This window comes from Bacillus sp. CCB-MMP212 (genome assembly GCF_022748145.1).
In the GTDB taxonomy this organism is placed as follows: Bacteria; Bacillota; Bacilli; order Bacillales; family Bacillaceae_G; genus Bacillus_A; species Bacillus_A cereus.
On sequence record NZ_JALDQE010000008.1, the window covers coordinates 84,872 to 108,028 of the forward strand.

Consider the following 23,157-nt stretch of genomic DNA (forward strand, 5'->3'; position numbering starts at 1 on the left):
TTAATATCGTTGTAAAGTTATGATTTGTTAATGATATCTATTTTATGTATTAATTGAGAGTGATTTTAAATTGGTAGTTTATGAAAATATTCTTATATATCTATAAACGTTTCTTATGTATAGTTTAGTTTTTTAGATAAATAATACATTTGATTTGTGTTTTATTATATAAAAAGGAGATGATTTATATGGATATCGGTAAAATAAATGTAGAAGAATTACAAAGAAAGCTAGCTGAGGCTAATGCAACCTGGGAAGCAGAAGAAACACATTTATCATTACTTACAAGTCAAGAACAACAAAATTGGTTAGGGCTTACACCTCCAACGAATGCACCAAGTATTACGGAAATTGAACAAAAGATACCTTCCATTTTAGAATCCATCCAAACTGAGACTTTAGGAGCAGTAAATTTACCTCCTGTCTTTGACTTGCGAAATATAAATGGGAAAAATTTTGTAACATCAATAAAAAATCAAAAAGATTGTGGCTCATGCGTTTCTTTTGGAACAATAGCCACTGTAGAAGCGAGCTTACGCATGCAACACAATGATCCAAATCTTCAAGTCGATTTTAGTGAGGCTCATTTGTTTTTCTGTCATGGACAAGCTGAAGGTAGAAATTGTAGTACTGGATGGTGGCCTCCAAGTGCTTATGAGGCTTTAAAAACCAAAGGAGTTGTTGATGAATCTTGCTATCCATATGATGAAGGGCTAACAAAAAAAGATTGTAGTGGATTATGTACGGATTCAAATAATCGCCTTACAAAAATTAAAAATTATACAGAATTGACGGGGAACCCTGCAAAAATTAAGGAGTGGTTATCTACTAAAGGACCAGTAAGCGCAGCTATAATTGTTTACCAAGATTTTTTAAGTTATAGAAAAGGCGTATACAAACATGTCACAGGTAATCAAGTTGGAGGACATTGTATATCGATAGTTGGCTATGATGATAGCCAAGGCTGCTGGATCTGTAAAAATAGTTGGAACAACACTTGGGGCGAACAAGGTTTCTTCCGTATAGCATATGGAGAATGTGGAATAGATCATTGGTGTAACCATGGTGTGGATGCTATTTAAGACCTTTATATTACGAGGAGAATACTTATAAATGGTTAAATGCAGCTATATTGGATTATTTTGTTGCCAATTGAAGTGAGAAAGTATTATACAAGTACGTTTTTAGTCATAGGATAATTATAATACATTTAAGTTATATACATCCATCCAAAACGTATCTTAGTCATTAGTGAGGATGGATGTATATAGCAAGGAGGTGTTGAATTATGATATTAACCAAACAAGATTCTGGACGTACTGTTACTATGAGTATAGGAGATACTTTTTCTATACAATTAAAGGAAAATCCAACAACAGGATATCGATGGGCATTAGAAGAAATAGAGGGTATTAAATTAGTACAAGATGATTTTAAGTTAAGTAATAATGGTATTGGTTCATCTGGTTTAAGAATTTTTCAACTTCGTACCACTAAGGATGGGGTATATGAGATTTATATAAAAAATTGGCAAGAATGGTCAGGGGAAGCCTCAATTGTTGATCGGTTTTATATTACAATTCATGTATCTTAAGTATAAATGAATTGTATATTTCTATATTGAATTGTGTTTCAATCACTTATGTTAATCAGTATAATTTTTTATTTAGTATTGAAAATAAACTGTCAGAAATGGCGGTCTCATTCGAATTCTTTCACTACATAATAATGTCAGTACTTGTCTCAACAATCTTGTAGCTTTTAACGTCTATTATTTTGTCGGCCCTTTAAAACGTAATTAATATAAAACTGATCCCCTCGTTATGAAAAGGAGAAATCATCTTCATAGTACAACTCTATAACAAATTTATTTCGAAAGAAATAAGTGTCACTAACAACCGCTGTTATATCATGAATATTACGTATTACATTGTTAAATTTTACATAGAGAACAGGAACAGTTCCAGTTCTCTATATGATGTAAATATTACTTTCCAATGGGATAAGATGAGATCTTTGGTTATTAATTCAATGGCTTGTTTAAGCACAACTTTATACCCATTGATTCGTACTCAACATTCAAAAGGGTGAGATTTAATAATTAGTATATTGCTGTTCCTCATTAAGGAAATAATTCCATAGTTTCAGCACCTAACACGTGGGGAAATTCTTTATATAGCACCATGGTTGGGTTTATGCTTTTTTCTATTTGTTATAAGAAGTTCTAAGAATCTTTCACACCTGTAAGTTTTATTTATCTTTTTACCTACTTACCATAAGATAGATGGAGATATGTACAAAGATCATTGTAAATAGATAAAACTCATTTATTTCTAGACTAATCTATTCTGGATCCGCAGGTATATTAGTAGTCTATAAAGCTAAAGGTTAGATATAGAAAGGGAGTCATATCTCAATGCTTCAAATGAAAGCATTACATTGAAGATAAGGAGAAAGGCGAACGATAGGAAAAAGTATGATATATATAATAATAAATAATACAGCTATAGAGGTTGGATTAGGGGAGAGTAGAATATATACTTTGCGTAAGACGTTTGATAAGGATATTAAAAGAATATAGCTATTGCTAATAGAGATATTCAATTATTCATCCAAAAAAGTAACGTTATGAGAGATAGGTGTAGATCGATTTCTAAATATAAATAAGCGCATCCTAGTAACAAAAGGGTGCGCTTATTTATACATTTAACTTAGAAACATTATAGTATAATTAATAAATTTATAGAGGGATAATGTTTTGTTTTACAAATAAAAAAGATTTACTGTGATTTTTTATCAAAGAATAGGTTTAAATCTGTTTTATCTGTATCATCTGCTAAAGCATTGTGTATAATATCATTTAATACTTGCATTTTTTCTTTTTCAAAGAATGGAACACTTATATGATAAGGTGTACCTGCTTTTTCAATTCTTAAAATCGTTTGGATGCCACTACCTGCAATTCCAATGCCCATTAATAGAAAGATTAATCCACCAATAAAACTATCACCCAAAGTACCTAATCCGAATAAGAAAATTAGTATTCCAAGAATAATTGGTTTGAAGAAATACTTCGTAGATAACATTGCTCCAGAAATATTTTTTAGAGGAATGTTTTGTTGGTCTTTACCAGCAGGAATAAACCCTAATAATGTGTTTGATAAGTTGGTTTTTACAAACCTGTTATCAACGTCTACTCTACCTTTTATCCAAAAGAATAATAGACTAGTTGAAAATTCAAGTCCTTTCATTTCGTCATCTCCTGTTATAAATTATTATATTAAAATTGCAATATTTATATATTAACATGTATTGTTAATGTTGTGTAGATGTTAAAAAAATAAATATATTTTAGAGGCATAAATTTCCTGATAAGAGCTATTTTATAAATAATCTTGATAATAATAACCTTATTATGTAATATATAATTAAATTGTTAGTTTATTTGATTCTGTTTATTCCCACACCTTATGTGTTTTGGTAGAGTTGTAGAAACAAGTTTTGTTCTTGTTTTGATTTTGAAAGGGCTTCTTTGAGCCGATTAGTGTATATAGCTTATTTTGCTATGCACAATTAATCGACTTAAAGAAGTCCTTTTTTGTTTAAGTGGATATATGTAGAAGACATTGAGTCAGAGAGAAAGATCGTTGTTTAGAAGGAATGTGTAAAAAAAGAAATAAAGGATAGAGCATCTAACAAAAAGAGTTATATGAAATTATAGTAAGTTAAATCTCTTATAGAGATTTCAAAATACGAAGTAATAAGCGCAGTTAAAGGGGAAGGTCTCAAATTTTTAAAGGGACACAATAATGCATCTATAGAAGAGGAGAATAAAAATTGAAACCAACTAGAGAAAAGTACGTAATTAATGGGGAGTATACAATAGAACGTAAGCTTTTACATAATGAAATCATTAAATTATTTCTAAATGATCAACCGCAGCAAGAGCAAGAACCTGAGGCTATATTACTTGGTGGTGGTTCTGCTGCTGGAAAAAGCTCAATTGGAGAGTTAGTAAGTAAGGGATATAAACATCAGAAACAAAACATGGTTTGGATAGATCCTGATAAGATCAAAGAAAAAATACCAGAATATCAAGAGTTAATAGAATTCGGAAATATTGAGTTAATGAAACAAGCAGCTTTTTTAGTTCATGATGAAAGTAGTGATATTACCATGAAACTTTTAAAAATCTGCATGAAAAGAAAAATAAACTTTATGTATGATGGTACAATGAAAAATGAAGTAAAATACAAAAAGTTAATTCAACAATTAAGACTAGCAGGTTTTAGTATTAAAGCAATTATTGTAGATGTTCCAATAAAGGTTGCCTTAGAGCGATCCAATTTGCGTTTTAAAGTAACAGGAAGATTGGTACCCCAAAATATAATTGAAGAAAGCCATATGAAAGTAGCGACTACTTTTTCTAAAATTAAAGATTTAATAGATTGCTATACTTTATATGATAATACCGGGAAGGAACCAGAAGTTTTTGCTTTTAAAGAATCAAAACGAGTAAAAGAAATTATTGTTGATGAATCTCGAAATAATCAATTTATCGAGAAATCAGCTCTTGTTTTTTAGTAAATATATCTTATAAATTTTATAAAATGATTAATAGATATTGTCCTGACATTTTATTATATTATTGATATAATAAATACAGGAGGCGATATAAATGGAACTTAAAGACCTTATGAATTATATTGAAGAAAACAAAGAAGAGCATTTTCATGATTTAATCGCTAAAAATGAACGGGAAATTGCAAAAAAAGAAGAAGAAGAGAAATAAAAAATTTAAAATAGAAGAGTTGACCTTTTGGGTCAACTCTTTTGTTTTTATAAATGGATATAAAGTTGGATTTCTCAATTGTTGAGTAAAAGGAATTGCAGAATTTTTCTGTAGAAAAGGTTGTTTGGTATTGAAAATGAAACAGACAATTTGCTAATCATAGGAGAGTTTTTTAGTATTATATTAAATAGAAAATAGCGTAATGAGTTAACGCTTTAGGAGAGAGTATATGAATCATTTTATTGTTATGCAGGGGCATACATATCAAGAGGAAAAAGGATTAGAAATTATTTGGTCACCTAAAAAGGATAGAGGCGGTAATGTACCACATTCATGGAAAAGAATGATGGATGTAAAAGAGGGGGATCGAATCTTTCATTATGTAAAAGGGAATATTGTAGCAGTTAGTATCGCTGAAGAAAATTGTAAGGAATCGAATAAACCATCGATTATGAAAAGCCATGATCAATGGAATGATGAAGGCTATTTGGTATCTTTAAAATATCATGAGTTAGAAAAACCAATTAATATACGTGATAAATTTGAAGAGATATCGCACCTGTTGCCAATTAAATATTCACCTTTTCAATCAGATGCAAATGGAAACCAAGGTTATTTATATCCATGTAATGAAGAATTAGCCCTTAAATTAATGGAACTAATTGGTGATTCAAACATTTATAAAATCAATGATGAGCAATTAGAGTTGGCAGTTGATCCGGTAAGAAGGACAGAAAATAATACATTAATTCCGGTTATAGCTGAGACGGAATCCGAAGTAAAAGCGAAAATCCGAATTGGACAGCAAAAATTTAGAGAGGAATTAATAGAGATTTGGAACGGAAAATGTGCATTATGCGGAATAAATTTACCAGAATTGTTAAGAGCAAGTCATTCTAAGCCATGGAAAGATAGTACAAGTATGGAACGCTTAGATCCGTATAACGGTGTACTACTGTGCTGTAATCATGATGCTCTTTATGATAAAGGGTTTATCACATTTGATGGGCAGGGACGATTGCATATTTCCTCATTAATAGTGGAAACAGATTATTTGAAATTTGGATTAATACCAAAAGTTAAGATAGGAATTCAACCGGAGAATAAATTATACTTTAAGTGGCATAAGAGGAATATTTTTAAAGTGAAATAGTATAATTTTTAACTTCAAGGAAAGGAAGAACATAAGAGAGACGAATTGGGTTATCCAGTAAAGGGGAATGGTACATGTATAACTGTAATCAATGTGGGACAGAAATGATTATGCAATTACAAGATAGATATAGAGAATATTGTCCCAAATGTGAAGAGCTTAAACCAAATAACTTGGTATACTATAATCTATATGAATTACTAGATTATATGGAAGCGAATCACTACATGAGTAAGGAAAGTATGCTACATAATTTTTTGAAGTGGGAGTTTGATTTAACAAAAGGGAATATATTTAAGTTATATCTAGGCGTAGATAAATATGATCAATTCAATGATGAGGATTTTACAAGACGATTAGAGGACTATATGAAGGGGATTCGATTAAAATTAAATGTTAAATATGAAGATGATTATATCTGGATTAAGGTTAATTAGATGGAATTATAGATGTAATGAATTTTGGTTTAAAGAGATAGTAAGTAATTGAGAGGAGAGTAATAGTGATGGAAGATTTGCAAAATGCAGTAATAAAGTTTCGAGATGAGAGAAATTGGGGGCAGTTTCATAATGCGAAGGATCTAGCAATTTCCTTAAATTTAGAAGCATCAGAGTTGCTTGAGACTTTTCAATGGAAGTCTAGTGAAGAAGCAACAGAGACGAAAATGCAGGAAATAAAAGAAGAAATGGCGGATGTAATGATTTATTTACTTATGCTAAGTGATAAATTAAATATTGATCTAGAAGAAGTAGTACATGCTAAGTTGGTAAAGAATGCAGAGAAATATCCTGTAGAAAAAGCATTTGGAAGTAATAAAAAATATAACGAACTGTAAAGCGATAATCGTTTTACAGTTTTTTGAAATGGTTATGGGAAAGCAGATGGTTGAGATCATGATTTGGATGTATGGATTGTATTCTAAAAGTATGCAATCCACACATCCTCAAATATTCTTAAAATTAAAAAGTCGGGAGTTATTCAAATGCTATCATTTGCAGCAAAATTATCTTCATTTTACATAATTAAAAAGAAGCGAAAAGAGTTTGAGCAAGGTTGTATTAGAGACCCTAAAATAGATGGAATACCAGTAGTTTATATTCAACGAGATAAAAAGAATTTATATGTAGGTAAGTCCACAGATATTTATGGCCGTTTCATTGCACATTTAAATGATGAAGATAAAACATTCAAGGAAGTTATTGTGATAAAGAGTGATTTATTTAATGAAAGCTCAATTAAACATATTGAAACATTATTAATTGAATATTTATTAGCGGATGAAAAATTTAACTTACTGAATAAAGTCAGAGGACAAAAAATTCATTCCTATAATGGAATTGAAAATGTTGAAAATATGTTTGGAGAAATTTGGGCTCAGTTAATGAAAGAAGGTATAGCTAGTGAGAATTTAGGTGAGATACATAATAAATTTATTTATAAATATTCACCATTTAAAGAGTTATCGGCAAATCAAATTGAGGTTTGCAAAGACATTTTTAATACAATGCTTACTAAATCAAATAGTCGAAATTTGATTACAGGGGACCCGGGTACCGGTAAAACAATAGTATTAACAAATATCTTATATGCGCTTGCTTATGACGATAAAACTGGTAAAGCACGTGAGGGGCTGTCTCATGAAGACATTGCACTTATTGTCCCACAAAATCATTCTTTAAATTTATATAAGAGTTTAATGAAAAAACTAGGTTTACAAGGTATTACAGTACTTTCACCTTCATTATTTATTAAGAAAGCAAAAAATAGAGGATCTAAATATAAATATGTTTTTGTAGATGAAGCTCATCGTCTGAAACAATATTTTGGTAAACAAGCACGTGATTTAAAACATTTAGTTACTGATGATGGTTATACAAACGAGTTGGAATTAATAGAAACATTTGCATATCATTTAACAATAGTTTATGATCCATACCAAACGATTCGACCAGCAGATATAGATACAGATGCATTCCAACGGTTGACAGCGAATTATAAGAGGCATCCCTTACATAAACAATTCCGTTTAAAATCTGGAGATCAATATCTAGCATGGCTTCGTAAATATTTACAAATAGCAAATAATGTTGGAGTGTATGAAGAAGGGTTATTACGGGGCTATGACTTTAAGGTAATGGATTCTATTACAGAATTGAATGAATCTATGAAAATGTTAAATGAAAAACATGAATTATGTCGCGTAGTCGCAGGTTATTCTTGGAAATGGATTACACAAAAGGATAAAAATCACTATGATATAAAAGATCCCGTTACAGGTGAGACATTCAAATGGAACTCAAAGGTAAAAGGTTGGATTAACTTTGAGAATAGTATAGAGGAAATAGGATGTATACATACTACACAAGGTGCGGATTTAAATTATGTTGGTGTAATTTTAGGAGCTGAAATTGATTGTGATTACGCAGGTGAAGAAAATGGAGACTATGATATAAATAAGGCTAAGATTGTAGTGAATCCAAAAGAATATAAAGATCGAAACGGTCTTCCAATTAAGGGAACAGATATAAATAATGATGAGTTAACATCCTATATTAAACGTATTTATTACGTACTATTATCTCGCGGAATAAATGGATGTTACGTTCATGCAGTAAATCAAAATATGCAGAGATACTTTAAAGAAATAGTGAGAATAAGTTATTAATTATATAAAGAAGTTACTGTAATTACAGTAACTTCTTTATATTTAGTAAAATGAAAGGTATATAGATATTAAATTTTAATCATAAAGTTATGATTTATTGTTAAAAAATTACGTTAAAGATATGAAAAGATAGTACTACTTAGAAAGTGTATAGAATGAGGAGTATAAGCATTGTTAACATGATGCAAATGTGCATATTAAATAGAGAGTAAATTAAATTGATACTTTATATGTTAAGAGATTATATGTAAATACAATATATGAGTAAGATGTATGCTTTGGACCTTTAGCTCAGTTGGTTAGAGTCTTACAAGGTCCACTTATAAACAAGGAGAAATAAAAGGGATTGTATGATAAAAATAATCGACTTAGAAGCAATAAGAAAAAAGAAAGAAAAAGTAATGATAACTATTCCAATTATAGAACTAATGTATGGGGAAAATGGGGGATTGAATTTAAAATAGTGGGCAAAAAAGTTGTTTTACAATCCATGTTAGAGAATTGAACTACTAACACTTCTAATAGGCTGTAATGTAGCTAAGTTGAAGTAGTTCAAATACTTGTTGATGAACCAATTCTTTTAAATCAATCTGTCCTTTTTATTTGAAAAGATTTCTTGCAATGCAATTGAGTCCTAAAAATTTTTGATTTGAAAAATCATTTGAATCGTGTAATTGATTGCTTGTTCCAAATTCTAATTGTTTATTATTTTTTTCATGTTCTTTGTGACAATATTGTTCAGATATTTAATGAACTTTTAAATGTTTATCAGAGGGGCATGTGGCAGTATTTCTAATAATACTCAAAGAAGTTATGTAATGAAAACAAGACAAAAAGTAAGAAAAACTTTACATAATGTAAAAAAGATGATACATTATCTGTATAAAATAAGTAAATAAATGGAGGTATTACATATGTTAACTATATTTGCGAAGATTAGCACTGCGATTTTATTAATGTCAATTGCATATTGGATGTATTATTTAGATAAAAATAAAAAAGATGAACGTGGTGAGCAAGTGGTAGGGAGAGCATCAAAGTATGCATTCTTGTTTTCGTATATTTTATTGGGATTCTTTGCGATATTACATTTAAATGGATATATTTTAGTAGATGAAATATTTAATTTTCTCGTTATTATTATTTCTATAATGGCTTTTATTAATTCACTTCTGATATTCGTTTTTAATAAAAAACTAGGTTGAATAACTGAGGGATAATTGTTGTGATTAAAAAACAATTATTCTTCCTTACTAATTAAAATAAATTGAGGTGATAAAATGCTGAAAAATAATATGAAAATGTATAGGGCTGCACAGAGCATTTCTCAGGATGAATTAGCCAAATTAGTAGGGGTCACCAGACAAACAATTTCGGCCCTTGAGAAAAATAAGTATACACCTTCTTTAGATCTTGCATTTAGAATATGTAAAGTATTCGGCCGAAAAGTTGAGGAAGTATTTGAACATTATTGATTATTATCAATATATTAAGAATAGAAATGTCTAATGATAAAGTTAATATAATAAGCAATATTTCCTACTAATTAAGCGGTATACTTATTTTGTATGTCATTTCGAATTATTTAAAAGGTTTTAAATGGTTCGAAAAACCACCTTCAAAAGATAGCTTTTGAAGATTAGTATCTATTCTTTTTAATATACGTATCAATTTTGTTCATAGCAAGTTATTGATGCGGTATTCAAAAATTTTTAAATCTCTCTAAAGTAATACTAAGTATTTCTCCAGTAGTGTTATTATTAATTGAAAAGTAACTACAGTACCATAAAGTGATTACTTGTTAGTGATATTTTAATTATAAAAATTCGTTTTTATGTGAATATCTGGGTTTATTATTTTTTTAAATGATTCTTGTAATTAAGAATCTATATGTAGATTAAATAGACAAACTTTCTAATTCTTATCCACCAATATAATAAGTTTTGAATCTTCATAGCTTTTAATATTGCAAGAAATACTTTTAGAGCCCTTTAGTTTTTAATTTTTATTTGGTGAATATATATGAAAAATATAAACTTATATACATTCCTACATAATTAAATTTTTTGAACAACAGTTGTAATTTATTAGATGTAGGTATAGAAAAACAAACATGCTATTCTTTCTATGATTTTATGGAAAGAATAGCATGTTTGTTTATTGTAGAGGAGGAATTTTATTAGCTTTATAGTGCTGTGAAGCTAATAAAATTTATTGCAGGCTATCTTATTTAACTCATTGAGAAGTACCTAACCTTACAAGTGTTTCAAATAACTAGATATGTAATTTAAATTATTAAAAGATAATATGTATTCAGATATATATATAATATGCAATTTTGCATATTTTGTAAATCTGTTTATTAATGGTTGCAAATTATACGAATATTTGTATATAATCTAATTGTAAGAAAAAGGATATATATTCTTTTCTTTCAAAAAAAAACTATAAAAAGAAGAAAGTGGGTTTTGAGTATGAGTAATTTGAATGAAAATGTAGTAGGTTTAAGTATGAAAAAGCTTAACAAAACAGAAATGGAAAAAATTTATGGAGCTTCTGGGGTAGATACAAGAACACATCCAACAGTTGTTGTGGCTTCTCGTATCACTGTTCAAGCTTCTAAAGCAAGTAGTAAAGCTTGCCTGAGTGCAGCTGGTAGTATTACTGGTTTAGTATCTTATAATAAAAATTGCTTAGGTTAAAAAGGAGGTTTTTTCATGATGAATATTAGTGAAAAGACAGTAGGCTTAAGTATGAAAAAGCTTAGTAAAACAGAAATGGAAAAAATTTATGGAGCTTCTGGAGTAGATCCACGTACGACTCCATCACCATTTCTTGCAAGCTTTGTTGCTTCTTACATAGCGTCTGCTGAATTTAAATGTGGTAAAGACAATAAAGGGAAGTAATATGAATAGAAAAGAATGAGATAATATTATCTCATTCTTTTTGTTCATAAATATTTAATGAGGTGTTTTTATGACTAGAATTTTACTCTACTCAGGATCTAGAAGTGTTAAATCAAGAACAAATAAAATTATAAATGAGTTAAAAAAATATATAGAGCAATCCTATCCAAATATACAATTAGATGTTTTTGATCCAATCCAAAAGCCTTTGATGCATTCAACGGGTTGTAAGAACTGTTTTATAAACGGTTTTTGTCCATCTGATGGATTAGAAAATGATTCTGGACAAGAGCTAAAAACAAGACTAGAAAGTGCAGATTTAATTATTTTTGCAACTCCTGTTTATTCTCATAATGTGTCATCCGATGCAAAGATTTTTATTGACCGTTTATCGTATTGGGGACACTTATTTAAGTTAATTTGTAAACCTGTAATAACTATAGTGACAGCTGAAAGTAACGGTGGGGACTTAGTAGAAGATTATGTGCGTAAAATTTTTTCCTTTATGGGAGCAACAGTTGTTAATTCAGAAGTTTTTTTAAGAACTGATGAAGAAGAGTATGAAGAATCTTTATCAAGTTTAATTGATAGTATAGATGCATTGTATAAAAATAATTTTAAGGTGGAAGTAAACGAAAGGCACGAAACTACATTTCAATTATTAAAATCTAGTATTCATATGTATCCTGAAGAGAATTTTGAGTACCAATACTGGTTAAAAAATGGATTGTTTGATAGTGATACATTGAAAGAGTATGTAAGCAAAAAATTAGTTTATTAAAAAGGGGATTAGGGGATGTTATTAACAAATTTACATAAGTCATTAAATATTAAGGAGCGCTATGACGTAATTAAAGCATATATTGAAGATAATAAAATTTTTGATGCATCAAATTTAGAGGCCTTATTGAATTGGCGTTCAGAAATGAGCATCATATCCGAAGAAGATTTTAATTCAATGTTAAAATACAATAATTATGAAACAAACATTTTTTCATTGGCTGTTGATAAAAATCCATCTAAGGGATATATAGATTTATATAATGAAGCTGCAAAAAATTCTGATTGGTATAATACATTTAAAGATATCTTAAATAGTACTGACAGGAATGAAGTTCTGGACTCGGAAATTGGGGGCATCTTATTTATTGTAAGGCCATTTATAGATTTTGTGAAAAAAGAAATAGGCGCTTCTATCTCTAAATATAATTATGGAAGTCTAATTAATGAGAATATTTTAGAGAGTATGATCGAACAGTTCGCATATTCCATTGTTGAATTAGCACAAAAAGCTATAATTTTAGAATTGAACATGGATAGAGAAAATAAAATTCTTGTTGGAGATACACCTGAAAATAGATTTTTATTCTTTATTAATCAATATAAATCTAAAGAAAAATTATTAGAGTTTTATAATACATATATTGTATTAACACGGATTTTAAGCACAATTACATCTTATTTTATTACTAATATGAAAACAATGCTTAATCGAATGAAAAAACATAAAGACGACATATTAAATACTTTTTCGATTCCAGGTCCGCTATTACTCACAAGTATTAAAATAGGACAAGGTGACACGCATAATAAGGGTAATACAGTTATAGAATTAATGTTTAACGAAAAGTATAGAGTAATATACAAGCCTAAGAATATAGAGTTGAGCAAGGTCTATAATGAATTTATTCATTACTTTAACCAAAAAGATAATATATTAGATATGAAAACCGTCAAAGGAATTTATGAAAGTAGTTATTGTTTTGAAGAATTCATTTTATACGAAGGTTGCCATGAAGAAGTAGAATTATCTAAATATTACACAAGGTTCGGCCAGATATTAGGGGCATTATATTTAATAAATGCTTCTGATATGCATATGGAGAATCTAATTGCTCATGGTGAATACCCAGTAATAATAGATTTAGAAACAATTGTTCAACAGCCTGTATTAAATGTTCTTGATGATTATCCAATCTTAAAAAGAGCCCGTTTAGATTTATTTAACAATATAACCTCAACAATGCTACTACCACTTAACCCAAGAAGTGATCGGGAAGACGAAGTAGGATTGGACTTGAGTGCATTAGATGGTAAGGGAATGAAAATAGCTAAAAAAATATTACAGCCTATAAACATTGGAACAGATGAAATGAGGTATGAACATTTAGAATTTACAACTAATGATTCGAATAATATTCCATTTCTAAAGAACCTTGAAAATAAAATTGGATTTAAAAATTATACTAATGAAATAATTAGTGGCTTTAGAAATATATGTGAAATAGCAATGGATAATAAAGAAGATTTAATTGAAATATTAAAGCCTCTTAAGGGTAAAATAGTGAGACTAATTGTTAGGGATACTAGTCAATATGGAAATATCCTACACCATTCATATCATCCAGATTTATTAGGTGACATGTTAGATAGGGAAAAAGTGTTGGAGAATATGTGGAGTCATCCATTTAGTGACAAAGAAATGATTAAATATGAAGTGCAAGATATGATGAACAACGATATTCCAATATTCTTCAATAAAATTGGTACAAAAGATGTTATTTCAAGTGACTTTGAATTTATGAAGTCAATACAGCAATATAATGCAGAAGAATTAGTAATTAATAAAATTAATTACCTGACAACAGAAGAAATTAATAAACAAATTTCAGTGATGAAAATTTCGTTTGGATTGTATCTAAAAAATGAGAAAGAATATACACCATCTAAACTATTTAGAAATTGTAAAATTCAAAATACAGATCTCAAAAAACAAGCAATAATGTTAGCTGATAAAATTATAGAATCTGCCATTGTAGAAGATGATAAAATCATGTGGATAGTTGTTAATCCAGAACAAGGTGAATATTGGTCAGTTGGAATGATAGATGATGATTTTTATGATGGATTTACAGGGGTGTATTTATTCTTATATACAACATATCTTGAAACGGAAAATGAGAAATATTTAGATTATGCAAACATGGTACTAAATACTCTAAACCAGCATGTAATTAAGAATGAGTTGGGTTTAAATAGTGGGTATGTTAGCGTTATACATGCAGCAGCTAGAATGAAAAAGAAGAAATTGCCTAGAGCATTAAAAGACGAACTAAAATTCCAAATGGAATATATAGATAATCAGGAAATAAATATGATACATACTGATTATTTAAACGGGGCTATTAGTTTAATTAATTCTTTATTAAAAATATACAATAATAATAAGGATTTAAATTACTTAACTTTAGCAATAAAATATGCTGAAAAATACATTAATATGAATGATGAAGAAAAAGAAGAAAATCTTGAGTTTAATATGGGATTTGGCCATGGAGATATATCTAATGCATTAGTATTTTTCAGGTTGTGGAAATGTACAAATAATGAGCGTTACTTTAAATACGGAGAAAAATTGTATAAGAAGTTTGAGAGGAATTTTGAGGAAAGTAAAATAGAAAACTTCAAAAACTTGAATTTCTCTTGGTGTAGAGGAATAGTGGGAATTCTAATTGCAGAAATTGAGATCAGAAATATCATTGGTAATGACAAGCATAGTGAAGTTATAGAAATATTAGAACCTTTACTATTAAATATGGATATGTTGAAAAATGATGGGCTTTGCCATGGTAATATAGCTGTAACAGAATTCTATCTGAAAAAATATGAATTTAATCAAAATGAAGAAGACTTAGAAACAGCAAAATTATTAGTAGAGAATATTATAGATAGGGCTAATGAAGAAAATGGATTCAAACTAAGATACATAGAAGGATTTAATTCGATTGGACTATTTACAGGATTGTCTGGAATAGGTTATCAAATGCTTAGAATCAATAATCCTGGTAAAGTAAGATCAATTTTGGACTAATAGAAAATAAGAAGGATTGTATATGAAAATATATAAGAAAAAAGTAAAGTTTATAGAACAAATGGAGAGCGTGGAATGCGGATTAGCATGTTTTGCTATGATAGCTAATTTCTATAATGTAAAAGTCTCATTAAATGATTTGAGAAATCTTTATCCAGCCCCTAGAGAAGGTTTTTCATTTTTAAATCTTCAGGAAATAGCAGAGAACTATTATTTTAATGTAGATGCATATGAGGTCAATAGTGAAGAGTTAAAGCTTATTGCGCTACCTTGCATTATACAATGGGGAAATAATCATTTCGTTGTTTTAGAGGAAATAAATAAAAATTACAAAATAATAGTTGATCCTAATCGTGGAAAGATTAAAATCTCGCATGAGGATTTTGAAAAAAAATATTCTGGTTTTGTTTTAACATTTGAATTTCTAGGAACTGCTAAAAATAAGGTTGTAAAAGAAAAACAAGAGAGCATAATTTTAAAATATTTTAATCAGCATAAAGGTAAGTTCTTTGTTTTAGTACTTATATCAATTATTATTCAAGGCTTAATGACAGTTATCCCACTTAGTACTAAGTGGGTAACTGATAATGCTTTTACTAATGGAGATATAGGTAAATTAGATACATTTGGATGGTTAATGGTTATTTTTTCATTGTCTTTCATTAGTATGTCAATTTTAAGAGGAGTATGTATTGCTATACTTCAAAAAGGTCTTGATTCATCAATAATGAATGATTTTATGAAAAAAATGTTTTATTTACCATATTCATTTTTTGATAATAGGAGTAGTGGAGACTTATTATTTAGAGCAAACTCAGCTGTATTTATAAGGGATATAATTTCTACTACAATGATTACTATTTTCATAGATTTATTACTTATCGTAACTTATACGATAGTAATGATTAATTTTTCTGTTCAATTGACATTATTACTTTTCCTGTTAAGTATGGTGCTAGCTATATTACTATTTTTCACCTCAAATATTGTTAGAAAAATGACTAAAAAGAATATACAGGATAAAATTAATACACAATCTGTCTTAACCGAAAATATGTATAATATTGTCGATATAAAGAGTTTAGGACTTGAGAAAAAAAGGTTATCCCTTTGGTCAAATAATTTTGCTAAAGAACTAGTAAGTTCTAAAAAACTTAATATATTTCAAGCGGTAATCCATACGATTACAGGATTCTTTCAAGTGGTCGTTCCATTATTGATATTGTGGGTTGGTGGTCACTATTTGTTAAAAGGAGAGATTACTTTAGGGACTTTAATAGCTTTTAGTTCCATCGCTGGGTCTTACATTACCCCTATAATTTCAATTAGTAATAATTACACTGAATTAATTTCTTTAGAAAGTTATTTTTCTAGAATTAGAGATGTTTTGAGAAGTAAAGATGAGCAAGAAAAAGAAAGTGTTCAAGTAAACACTAAAAGTATTAAAGGTGATATTGAGTTTGAAAATGTATTTTTTAAATACAATAGATTTAGTGACTATACTCTGAAAGAGTTAAGTTTCACTATTAAGCAAGGGGAAAAAGTAGCTATTGTTGGTCCTTCAGGATCAGGAAAAAGTTCAATTTCTAAATTATTACTTGCACTATATAAGGTTAGTGAAGGCAGGATACTAATTAATAATCAGGATATTAATGACTATGATTATTATAGGTTAAGAACCTCGATTGGTACTGTACTACAAGAATCAAAATTATTCTCAGGATCAATTAGTGATAATATTTCTATGTCTAAAGATAGTCATGATGATTTTAAAGTTATTGATGCAGCTGAGAAAGCTGGGATTTTAGAAGATATTATGAATTTTCCAATGGGATTTGAAACAATTATCTCAGAGAGTGGTAATAACTTTTCTGGAGGACAAAGACAAAGACTCTTGATAGCTCGAGCATTATATCAAGAACCAAGCGCAATTATTTTCGATGAAGCTACTAGTCATCTTGATTTCTTTACAGAGAGACATATAGAGAATACATTAAAACAGCTACATATTACTCAAATAATCATAGCTCATAGATTAAGAACTATTCAAAATGCAGATAAAATAATTTATCTAGAAAATGGTTCTATTAAAGAGATAGGTACACATGAACAATTATTAAAAAATAAATCTTATTATTATAATTTATATTCTCAATGATAAGTTAAAGAATTTCAATTATGTAATAAAGAATAACTGTAAGGTTGGGGGATAAATGAATATTTTTAAAAAATATATATTATGTATTTTCAGTTTTTTATTAGTGTTGAGTTTTTTACCAAATGATATTAAAGCAGAAGGAAAAGAATATTATTCAATCCTTATAAAGGAAAATGCAGATTTTGAGGTTGTTTTAAGTAAATTAAGAAGTGAAGATCAAAAAGTAATTTATTCCATACCGGAAATCAAAATGCTGCAGGTCGAAGGTGAAAGAGATAAAATTATAAATACCATTGATTCAAACAATATTGATGAAATTAACTCATCAACTGGAGCGTTTAAAACGTATACTCCAAATATAAATGATGAAAAAGTTATTAATCCGGATTCTATTTGGGAGCAACAATGGGATATGAAACGAATTACGCATAACGGTGAAAGCTATAAACTTCATAAACCTTCAGGTAAAGTATCTATTGCTGTTATTGATTCTGGTAATCCAGAGGATCATCCTGATTTTCAACAAACATCCATTTTAAAATCCAAGAACCTTGTACCTAAGGGTGGATATAAAGGGAAAGAACCAAATGAAACAGGAGATATAAATCAATTAACAGACCTTACAGGTCATGGAACGAGCGTACTTAGTCAGATAAATGCTAATGGACTGATGAAAGGTGTAGCACCTGATATGCCTGTAAATATGTATAGAGTATTTGGATCGAGTTCTGCAGAAGCTATCTGGATTGTTAAAGGAATAATTGAAGCTACAAAAGATGAAAATGATATTATTAATATTAGTGCAGGGTCATATATGTTGAAAACAGGTAAATATTCAGATGGTAGCGAAAATAATAGTGCAGAAATTAAAGCTTATCGAAAAGCAATTGATTACGCAAAGAAAAAAGGAATCATTGTTGTGAGTGCTATAGGAAATGATTCAGTAAACATTGATAAAAATAGTGAGTTATTAAATGTTTTAAATAATGGATTAAAAGATGAAGGGAAATTTGCGAAAGGCATAGTACAAGATATTCCATCCCAATTACCTCATGTTATTTCGGTTGCTTCGACTGGTCCTAAGCAAACTGTTGCATCATTTTCGAATTATGGAAGAAATGCAATAGATTTTACAGCTCCTGGCGGTGATATTGAATTGCTGAACATGTATGGTCCAGAGAAATGGATGGAAGATGAGTTATTTAAAAAAGAAATAATTCTTGTTGCTCATCCTCAAGGGGGGTACTATTTTAACTATGGAAATTCATTAGCTGCACCAAAAGTATCAGCAGCTTTAGCATTAATAATCGATAAATATGGTTATAAAAAGAACCCAAATAAGGCAATTCAACATTTAAAAAGAAATACTAATGAAAACAATGAAATTGATTTGTATAAGTCATTACAAAAATAATATAGTATACAGTGGATATGTACGCCTCAGATAATTATCTGAGGCGTATTTTTCTATTAACTGCAGAGGTAGTTTAATGGAACAGTTTTGGAAAGAGTAAAGTATTTATATGCTTTTTTATTTGGAAGAAAATAAAGAATGAAAATCAGCATTTGGAAATATTTTAAAATATCTTGATATATACCTATGTATTTTGTAATATATAGGTATATTGTTAGTTTATTTGATTCCGTTCATTCCCACACCTTATGTGTTGTGGTTGAGTTGTAGAAGTAAGTTTTTTTCTTACTTTAATTTTGAAAGGGCTTCTTTGAGCCGATTAGTGTAATTAGCTTTTTTTGCTATGCACAATTAATCGACTTGAGGAGGCCTTTTTTGTTTAGGTTTAAACAGGTATAAATATATATTTCTGTATAAAACAACAGATTAAGATAGGAAGTTTATATAGGGGGAGAAGAATACATATGAGTAATTGATTTGTTTATCAGGGAAATTGGAGGGATATGTAGTTTTTTTACGTTAAATGTATACACGAATACATGAAACTGTGATTGTAAAATAGATACATAATAGATTTACGAATCGCAGCAAAAATAATTATATAGAAGTTTTATAGACGACATAAATGTACTCATTATAAGAAGGATGAATAGAATTTTACTGTGAATTTTTAAAAAACGTATCAATTGATACGTTTTTTATTGTAATTCTAGTAAATATGAGGTACGATTTGAAAGGGGAAAGAATTTTAATGCATATTAGCTTTCAAAATAGGGAGACAAAAAAGCACACTAATTTTACAATCGGGGAGATTGAGCAGTACATATTAGAGTTTAAAAAATTAATTAAAAATAATCGATTTACGGTTTCTCGAAATGAAAAAAGGAAAGAGAATAGTGAATTTTTAGAGGCTAATAAGATTAACGCTAGTAAAGTGAAAGAGATTCTTCTTAATATAGGAGTACGTGATTTTTGTTATGCAGTTGATAATAAAAATCCAAATTTTGCTCATGAAAAACTGTATATCTTTTGTCCACAATATGAGTTAGATAATTGGGGACAAAAGAAGTCGGTAGACATATATATTAAGATGAATCTAATTGAAAATAAGGACAGGAACAAATACATGATTGTTGTTTCTTTTCATACAAGGAATAAACCAGTCACTTATCTTTTTAGGTAAAGATAAGTGACTAATGGTTTTAGAATGAGGGAGGATTTTTATGTTGGTTTTATGTGAGTTTTGTCGAGATATGGTAAAGTATTCTACTAAAGATGTTTCAAAAGTGACAGTCATTAGAGGGAAGCAATATCATTATGTAGGTAAAGAAGCAAATTGCGAGGAGTGTAAATCTGAAATATTTGTTCCTAACATTCATGATTATAATTTAGAACAATTAGATCATGCCTATAGACAACAGGAACAGTTAGTTACTATTTCTGAAATAAGAGAGGTTTTAGAAAAATATAAGATTGGAAAACGTCCATTGTCTTTACTTTTAGGTTGGGGAGAGGTTACCCTAACAAGGTATGTAAATGGAGATATTCCGACAAAGCAGTACTCGGATATATTGAAAAGATTAGGTAGAGATCAATCTTTTATGCTAGATATTTTGGAAAGAAATAAAGATTTAATTACTCAAAAAGCATATAGAGTCTCTAAAGAAGCAATCGCAAATCTACAGGAAAATGATGATATTCCTTCTACGCAGACTACGAAAATCGAGGAAGTTGCTAACTATTTGCTATATAAAAATGATGATATTACTCCTTTAGCTCTTCAAAAGCTGTTATACTATGCGCAAGGATTTTGTAAGGTGTTTACTGGAACATATTTATTTGAAGATGATTGTGAAGTAGGAAGTCATGGCCCGGTATATCGAGTTATTTTTAATAAATATAAAGTATATCGGTACGACAATCTTGAAGTTAATTATGATAGTACAAATCAATTAACTCAAATAGAAAAGGAAATATTAGACTGTGTAGTTAATACTTTAGGCTGTTATAGTGGGAAGACTTTAAAGAAAATGATTCTATTTGACTTACCATGGGCAGTAGCTGATCTAGAATTAGAAGGTAATAATTCTGGTAAACCTATCATGGAAAAAGGGGAGATAGATAATTGTTTTAATACAATGAAACAGGCATATAATTTAGTTGCTATTACTGATATTAAACAATATTGCATAAGAGTATTTGACAATATAAGTAATTAAATATTGTAACTATATCATTTTTAATATGATTGATATATACATTTTATTTACTGTTAATCAGATCTCTGTAAAGGTATTAAAAGATAGTACTAATTACAAAATATTAGGAGTGCAGAAAATAAACACTTTTAACACGATGTAAATGTGCATATTAAATAAAAAGTAAAGTGAATTGATACATTATATGGTAAAATGATATATGTGAATACGCCTTATGAAGTAAATTTTATGCTTTGGACCTTTAGCTCAGCTGGTTAGAGCAAACGGCTCATAACCGTTCGGTCGTAGGTTCGAGTCCTACAAGGTCCACTTATAAACAAGGAGAAAGCACTCAAATGAGTGCTTTCTCCTTGTTTATAATAAATAAAGGGGATTGTGACATGAAAATAATTGATTTAGAGACAGAAAGAAAAAAGAAGGAAAAATTAATGGTAACTATTCCAATTATAGAATTAATATATGGAGAAAAAGGGGAATTTGAATTTAAAGTAGTGGGAAAAAAAGTTGTTCCACAATCCATGTTAGAGATGTATAAAATCTAGAAATTTAGACGAGTTATGTTTTAAGCTGAGTAAAAATAAAGGGATGCCCTAGATATAGTACTAGGACATCTCTTTTTGTTTTAACGAGATTTAATTTATTATGATTTGTAGGGTACTTATTGCATGTATATACTTATTACTTAATCCTAACCTACATCGTTTTAAAATTAGGTTATCGTATTAATTTGTAAGAAAGGATGAACGTGGTCCAGCAAGACATGCATCTATACGATCTACTTGACCTTTTGTAAACATAACCATAGTATCATCATCAACGTAATCCATATAGTTCATAAACATATCGCCATCAGGTCCATTGTTACAAGAAGTATGTGGAAATGTTATTACAGGACGACCAGGTGCACCTTGTGAACTACCAACATTATCTCCTCCTTGATTAGGCGTATCATCAACTCGATCAGTGCCATTGCATGCATTTCCATCATCACCCCAAATATGGAATAAATTGAACCAATGACCAATTTCATGAGTAGCTGTTCGTCCTAAATGGAAAGGTTTTTTTGCAGTACCTGTAGTACCAAATGCAGTGTATGTGATAACAACTCCATCTTTATCAGCTGGTCCACCAGGGAATTGTGCATATCCTAAAAGCCCACCTTCTAACTCACAAACCCATAAATTTAAGTATCTATCAGCTGGCCAGGCATTTACTCCACCAGCACTTTCTGATTTGACTGCATCATCTACTGAGAATGATTGCTGAGTTGTTTGGGTACGAGTGATACCATTTGTTTGATTTCCGTCAGGATCTTTTGTAGCAAGAAAGAATTCTACTCTAGCATCACTTACAGAATCTTTAAATGCAGAAGGTACATTTGCTATGTCAGGGTTTGTTGCTCGGAAATCACGATTTAAAACATCAATTTGACTATGGACTTGTTCATCTGAGATGTTTTGTTCCTCAGTATTCCATACAATATGGACTACTACAGGGATTTTAACAACTGGTCTTTCTGATTCTAGACGCGCACTATTCAGGAATTCATTTGTTACACTTTCAATTTCAATACGAGCATTCTTATATTGTTCAGACTCATTTAGTAATTTATGGTGAAGCTCAATAGTTGCGCATCTACGCACAGTAGGTGTATTTTTTCCTTCTGCTGAGTTAGTTTGATTTGGCATTTTAATTTCTCCTTTTAGCTGATATTCTGTAAGTTTCGTTCAGTATTTCAAATAATGTTTTATTCGAAAACGATTGTAAAAATGTTTATTGTTTTTTATTCTTAATAAATTCTTCAGTCGTTTTTTCAATTTTTTCTCGTTCTTTTCTGTATTCTTCGGATTCCTCTAATAATTTTTCGTGCATACTCATAGTTCCACAATTACGTCTGGTAGGGGTCGGGTCTTTAGAATTGTCTGTTGAGTTATTGAAACTTTCTTCATGAGTAAAGTTGTTCATGAAAATTCCCTCTT

At 29.3% G+C, this 23,157-nt stretch carries 21 protein-coding genes and 1 tRNA gene; 19 read left to right on the plus strand and 3 right to left on the minus strand.

Annotated elements, in window-relative coordinates; translation table 11 throughout:
• The first annotated feature begins 188 nt into the window (after positions 1-188).
• Both MRP26_RS21370 and MRP26_RS21375 read left to right on the plus strand, forming a co-directional pair.
• Positions 189-1,082, plus strand: a complete 894-nt coding sequence (locus MRP26_RS21370; protein WP_088346532.1) for a C1 family peptidase — start codon at positions 189-191, stop codon at positions 1,080-1,082.
• 206 nt (positions 1,083-1,288) lie between these two features.
• Positions 1,289-1,594: a protease inhibitor I42 family protein gene (locus tag MRP26_RS21375; protein WP_167319698.1), complete on the plus strand. Its 306-nt coding sequence runs from the start codon at positions 1,289-1,291 to the stop codon at positions 1,592-1,594.
• A gap of 1,186 nt (positions 1,595-2,780) precedes the next feature.
• On the opposite strand, the gene MRP26_RS21380 is transcribed toward MRP26_RS21375, so the two are convergent.
• The gene (locus MRP26_RS21380) at positions 2,781-3,251 is read right to left on the minus strand and encodes a hypothetical protein (RefSeq protein ID WP_167319699.1); all 471 of its coding nucleotides are present in this window, start codon (positions 3,249-3,251) and stop codon (positions 2,781-2,783) included.
• A gap of 586 nt (positions 3,252-3,837) precedes the next feature.
• Here MRP26_RS21380 and MRP26_RS21385 point away from each other — a divergent pair.
• The 17 genes from MRP26_RS21385 (at position 3,838) to MRP26_RS21465 (ending at position 21,720) form a co-directional block, all read left to right on the plus strand.
• Positions 3,838-4,584, plus strand: coding sequence for a zeta toxin family protein (locus MRP26_RS21385; protein ID WP_197242032.1), 747 nt, complete (start codon positions 3,838-3,840; stop codon positions 4,582-4,584).
• Positions 4,585-5,021: 437 nt separating this feature from the next.
• The gene (locus MRP26_RS21390; RefSeq protein WP_119684429.1) at positions 5,022-5,945 is read left to right on the plus strand and encodes an HNH endonuclease; all 924 of its coding nucleotides are present in this window, start codon (positions 5,022-5,024) and stop codon (positions 5,943-5,945) included.
• Between the two features lie 74 nt (positions 5,946-6,019).
• Positions 6,020-6,382 carry a hypothetical protein gene (locus MRP26_RS21395; protein WP_242806869.1) on the plus strand — a complete coding sequence of 121 codons (363 nt, stop codon included), beginning with the start codon at positions 6,020-6,022 and terminating at the stop codon, positions 6,380-6,382.
• A 68-nt stretch (positions 6,383-6,450) separates the two neighbouring features.
• Positions 6,451-6,780 carry a nucleotide pyrophosphohydrolase gene (locus MRP26_RS21400; RefSeq protein ID WP_119684427.1) on the plus strand — a complete coding sequence of 110 codons (330 nt, stop codon included), beginning with the start codon at positions 6,451-6,453 and terminating at the stop codon, positions 6,778-6,780.
• Between the two features lie 147 nt (positions 6,781-6,927).
• The gene (locus MRP26_RS21405) at positions 6,928-8,610 is read left to right on the plus strand and encodes a DUF2075 domain-containing protein (protein ID WP_242806871.1); all 1,683 of its coding nucleotides are present in this window, start codon (positions 6,928-6,930) and stop codon (positions 8,608-8,610) included.
• A gap of 914 nt (positions 8,611-9,524) precedes the next feature.
• Entirely contained in the window at positions 9,525-9,815 is a 291-nt protein-coding gene (locus MRP26_RS21410) for a hypothetical protein (RefSeq protein ID WP_242806872.1), read from the plus strand.
• A 75-nt stretch (positions 9,816-9,890) separates the two neighbouring features.
• Positions 9,891-10,085, plus strand: a complete 195-nt coding sequence (locus tag MRP26_RS21415) for a helix-turn-helix transcriptional regulator (RefSeq protein WP_100616760.1) — start codon at positions 9,891-9,893, stop codon at positions 10,083-10,085.
• 999 nt (positions 10,086-11,084) lie between these two features.
• The gene (locus MRP26_RS21420; RefSeq protein WP_100616759.1) at positions 11,085-11,312 is read left to right on the plus strand and encodes a lichenicidin A2 family type 2 lantibiotic; all 228 of its coding nucleotides are present in this window, start codon (positions 11,085-11,087) and stop codon (positions 11,310-11,312) included.
• A gap of 15 nt (positions 11,313-11,327) precedes the next feature.
• Complete coding sequence (locus tag MRP26_RS21425) at positions 11,328-11,516, plus strand: lichenicidin A2 family type 2 lantibiotic (RefSeq protein ID WP_100616757.1); 189 nt, start codon at positions 11,328-11,330, stop codon at positions 11,514-11,516.
• 70 nt (positions 11,517-11,586) lie between these two features.
• On the plus strand, positions 11,587-12,297 hold the full coding sequence (locus tag MRP26_RS21430) for a flavodoxin family protein (protein WP_100616756.1): 711 nt from the start codon (positions 11,587-11,589) through the stop codon (positions 12,295-12,297).
• Positions 12,298-12,312: 15 nt separating this feature from the next.
• Positions 12,313-15,387: a type 2 lanthipeptide synthetase LanM family protein gene (locus MRP26_RS21435; RefSeq protein ID WP_242806874.1), complete on the plus strand. Its 3,075-nt coding sequence runs from the start codon at positions 12,313-12,315 to the stop codon at positions 15,385-15,387.
• Positions 15,388-15,409: 22 nt separating this feature from the next.
• A complete protein-coding gene (locus MRP26_RS21440; protein ID WP_100616753.1) occupies positions 15,410-17,545 on the plus strand; it encodes a peptidase domain-containing ABC transporter in 2,136 nt (711 codons plus the stop codon).
• A gap of 55 nt (positions 17,546-17,600) precedes the next feature.
• Positions 17,601-18,959, plus strand: coding sequence for a S8 family peptidase (locus MRP26_RS21445; RefSeq protein ID WP_100616750.1), 1,359 nt, complete (start codon positions 17,601-17,603; stop codon positions 18,957-18,959).
• A 751-nt stretch (positions 18,960-19,710) separates the two neighbouring features.
• Positions 19,711-20,142, plus strand: a complete 432-nt coding sequence (locus MRP26_RS21450) for a hypothetical protein (protein WP_197242058.1) — start codon at positions 19,711-19,713, stop codon at positions 20,140-20,142.
• 40 nt (positions 20,143-20,182) lie between these two features.
• Positions 20,183-21,178 (plus strand): type II toxin-antitoxin system antitoxin SocA domain-containing protein, encoded by a 996-nt coding sequence (locus MRP26_RS21455; RefSeq protein ID WP_242806876.1) that lies wholly within the window; start codon positions 20,183-20,185, stop codon positions 21,176-21,178.
• 235 nt (positions 21,179-21,413) lie between these two features.
• A tRNA-Ile gene (locus MRP26_RS21460) sits at positions 21,414-21,487 on the plus strand.
• A 71-nt stretch (positions 21,488-21,558) separates the two neighbouring features.
• Entirely contained in the window at positions 21,559-21,720 is a 162-nt protein-coding gene (locus MRP26_RS21465; RefSeq protein ID WP_242806878.1) for a hypothetical protein, read from the plus strand.
• Between the two features lie 180 nt (positions 21,721-21,900).
• Here the strand turns inward: MRP26_RS21465 and MRP26_RS21470 are convergent, their stop codons facing one another.
• Positions 21,901-22,866 (minus strand): zinc metalloprotease, encoded by a 966-nt coding sequence (locus tag MRP26_RS21470; protein ID WP_197242038.1) that lies wholly within the window; start codon positions 22,864-22,866, stop codon positions 21,901-21,903.
• 85 nt (positions 22,867-22,951) lie between these two features.
• Positions 22,952-23,143, minus strand: a complete 192-nt coding sequence (locus MRP26_RS21475; RefSeq protein WP_197242039.1) for a hypothetical protein — start codon at positions 23,141-23,143, stop codon at positions 22,952-22,954.
• Between the last annotated feature and the right edge of the window lie 14 nt (positions 23,144-23,157).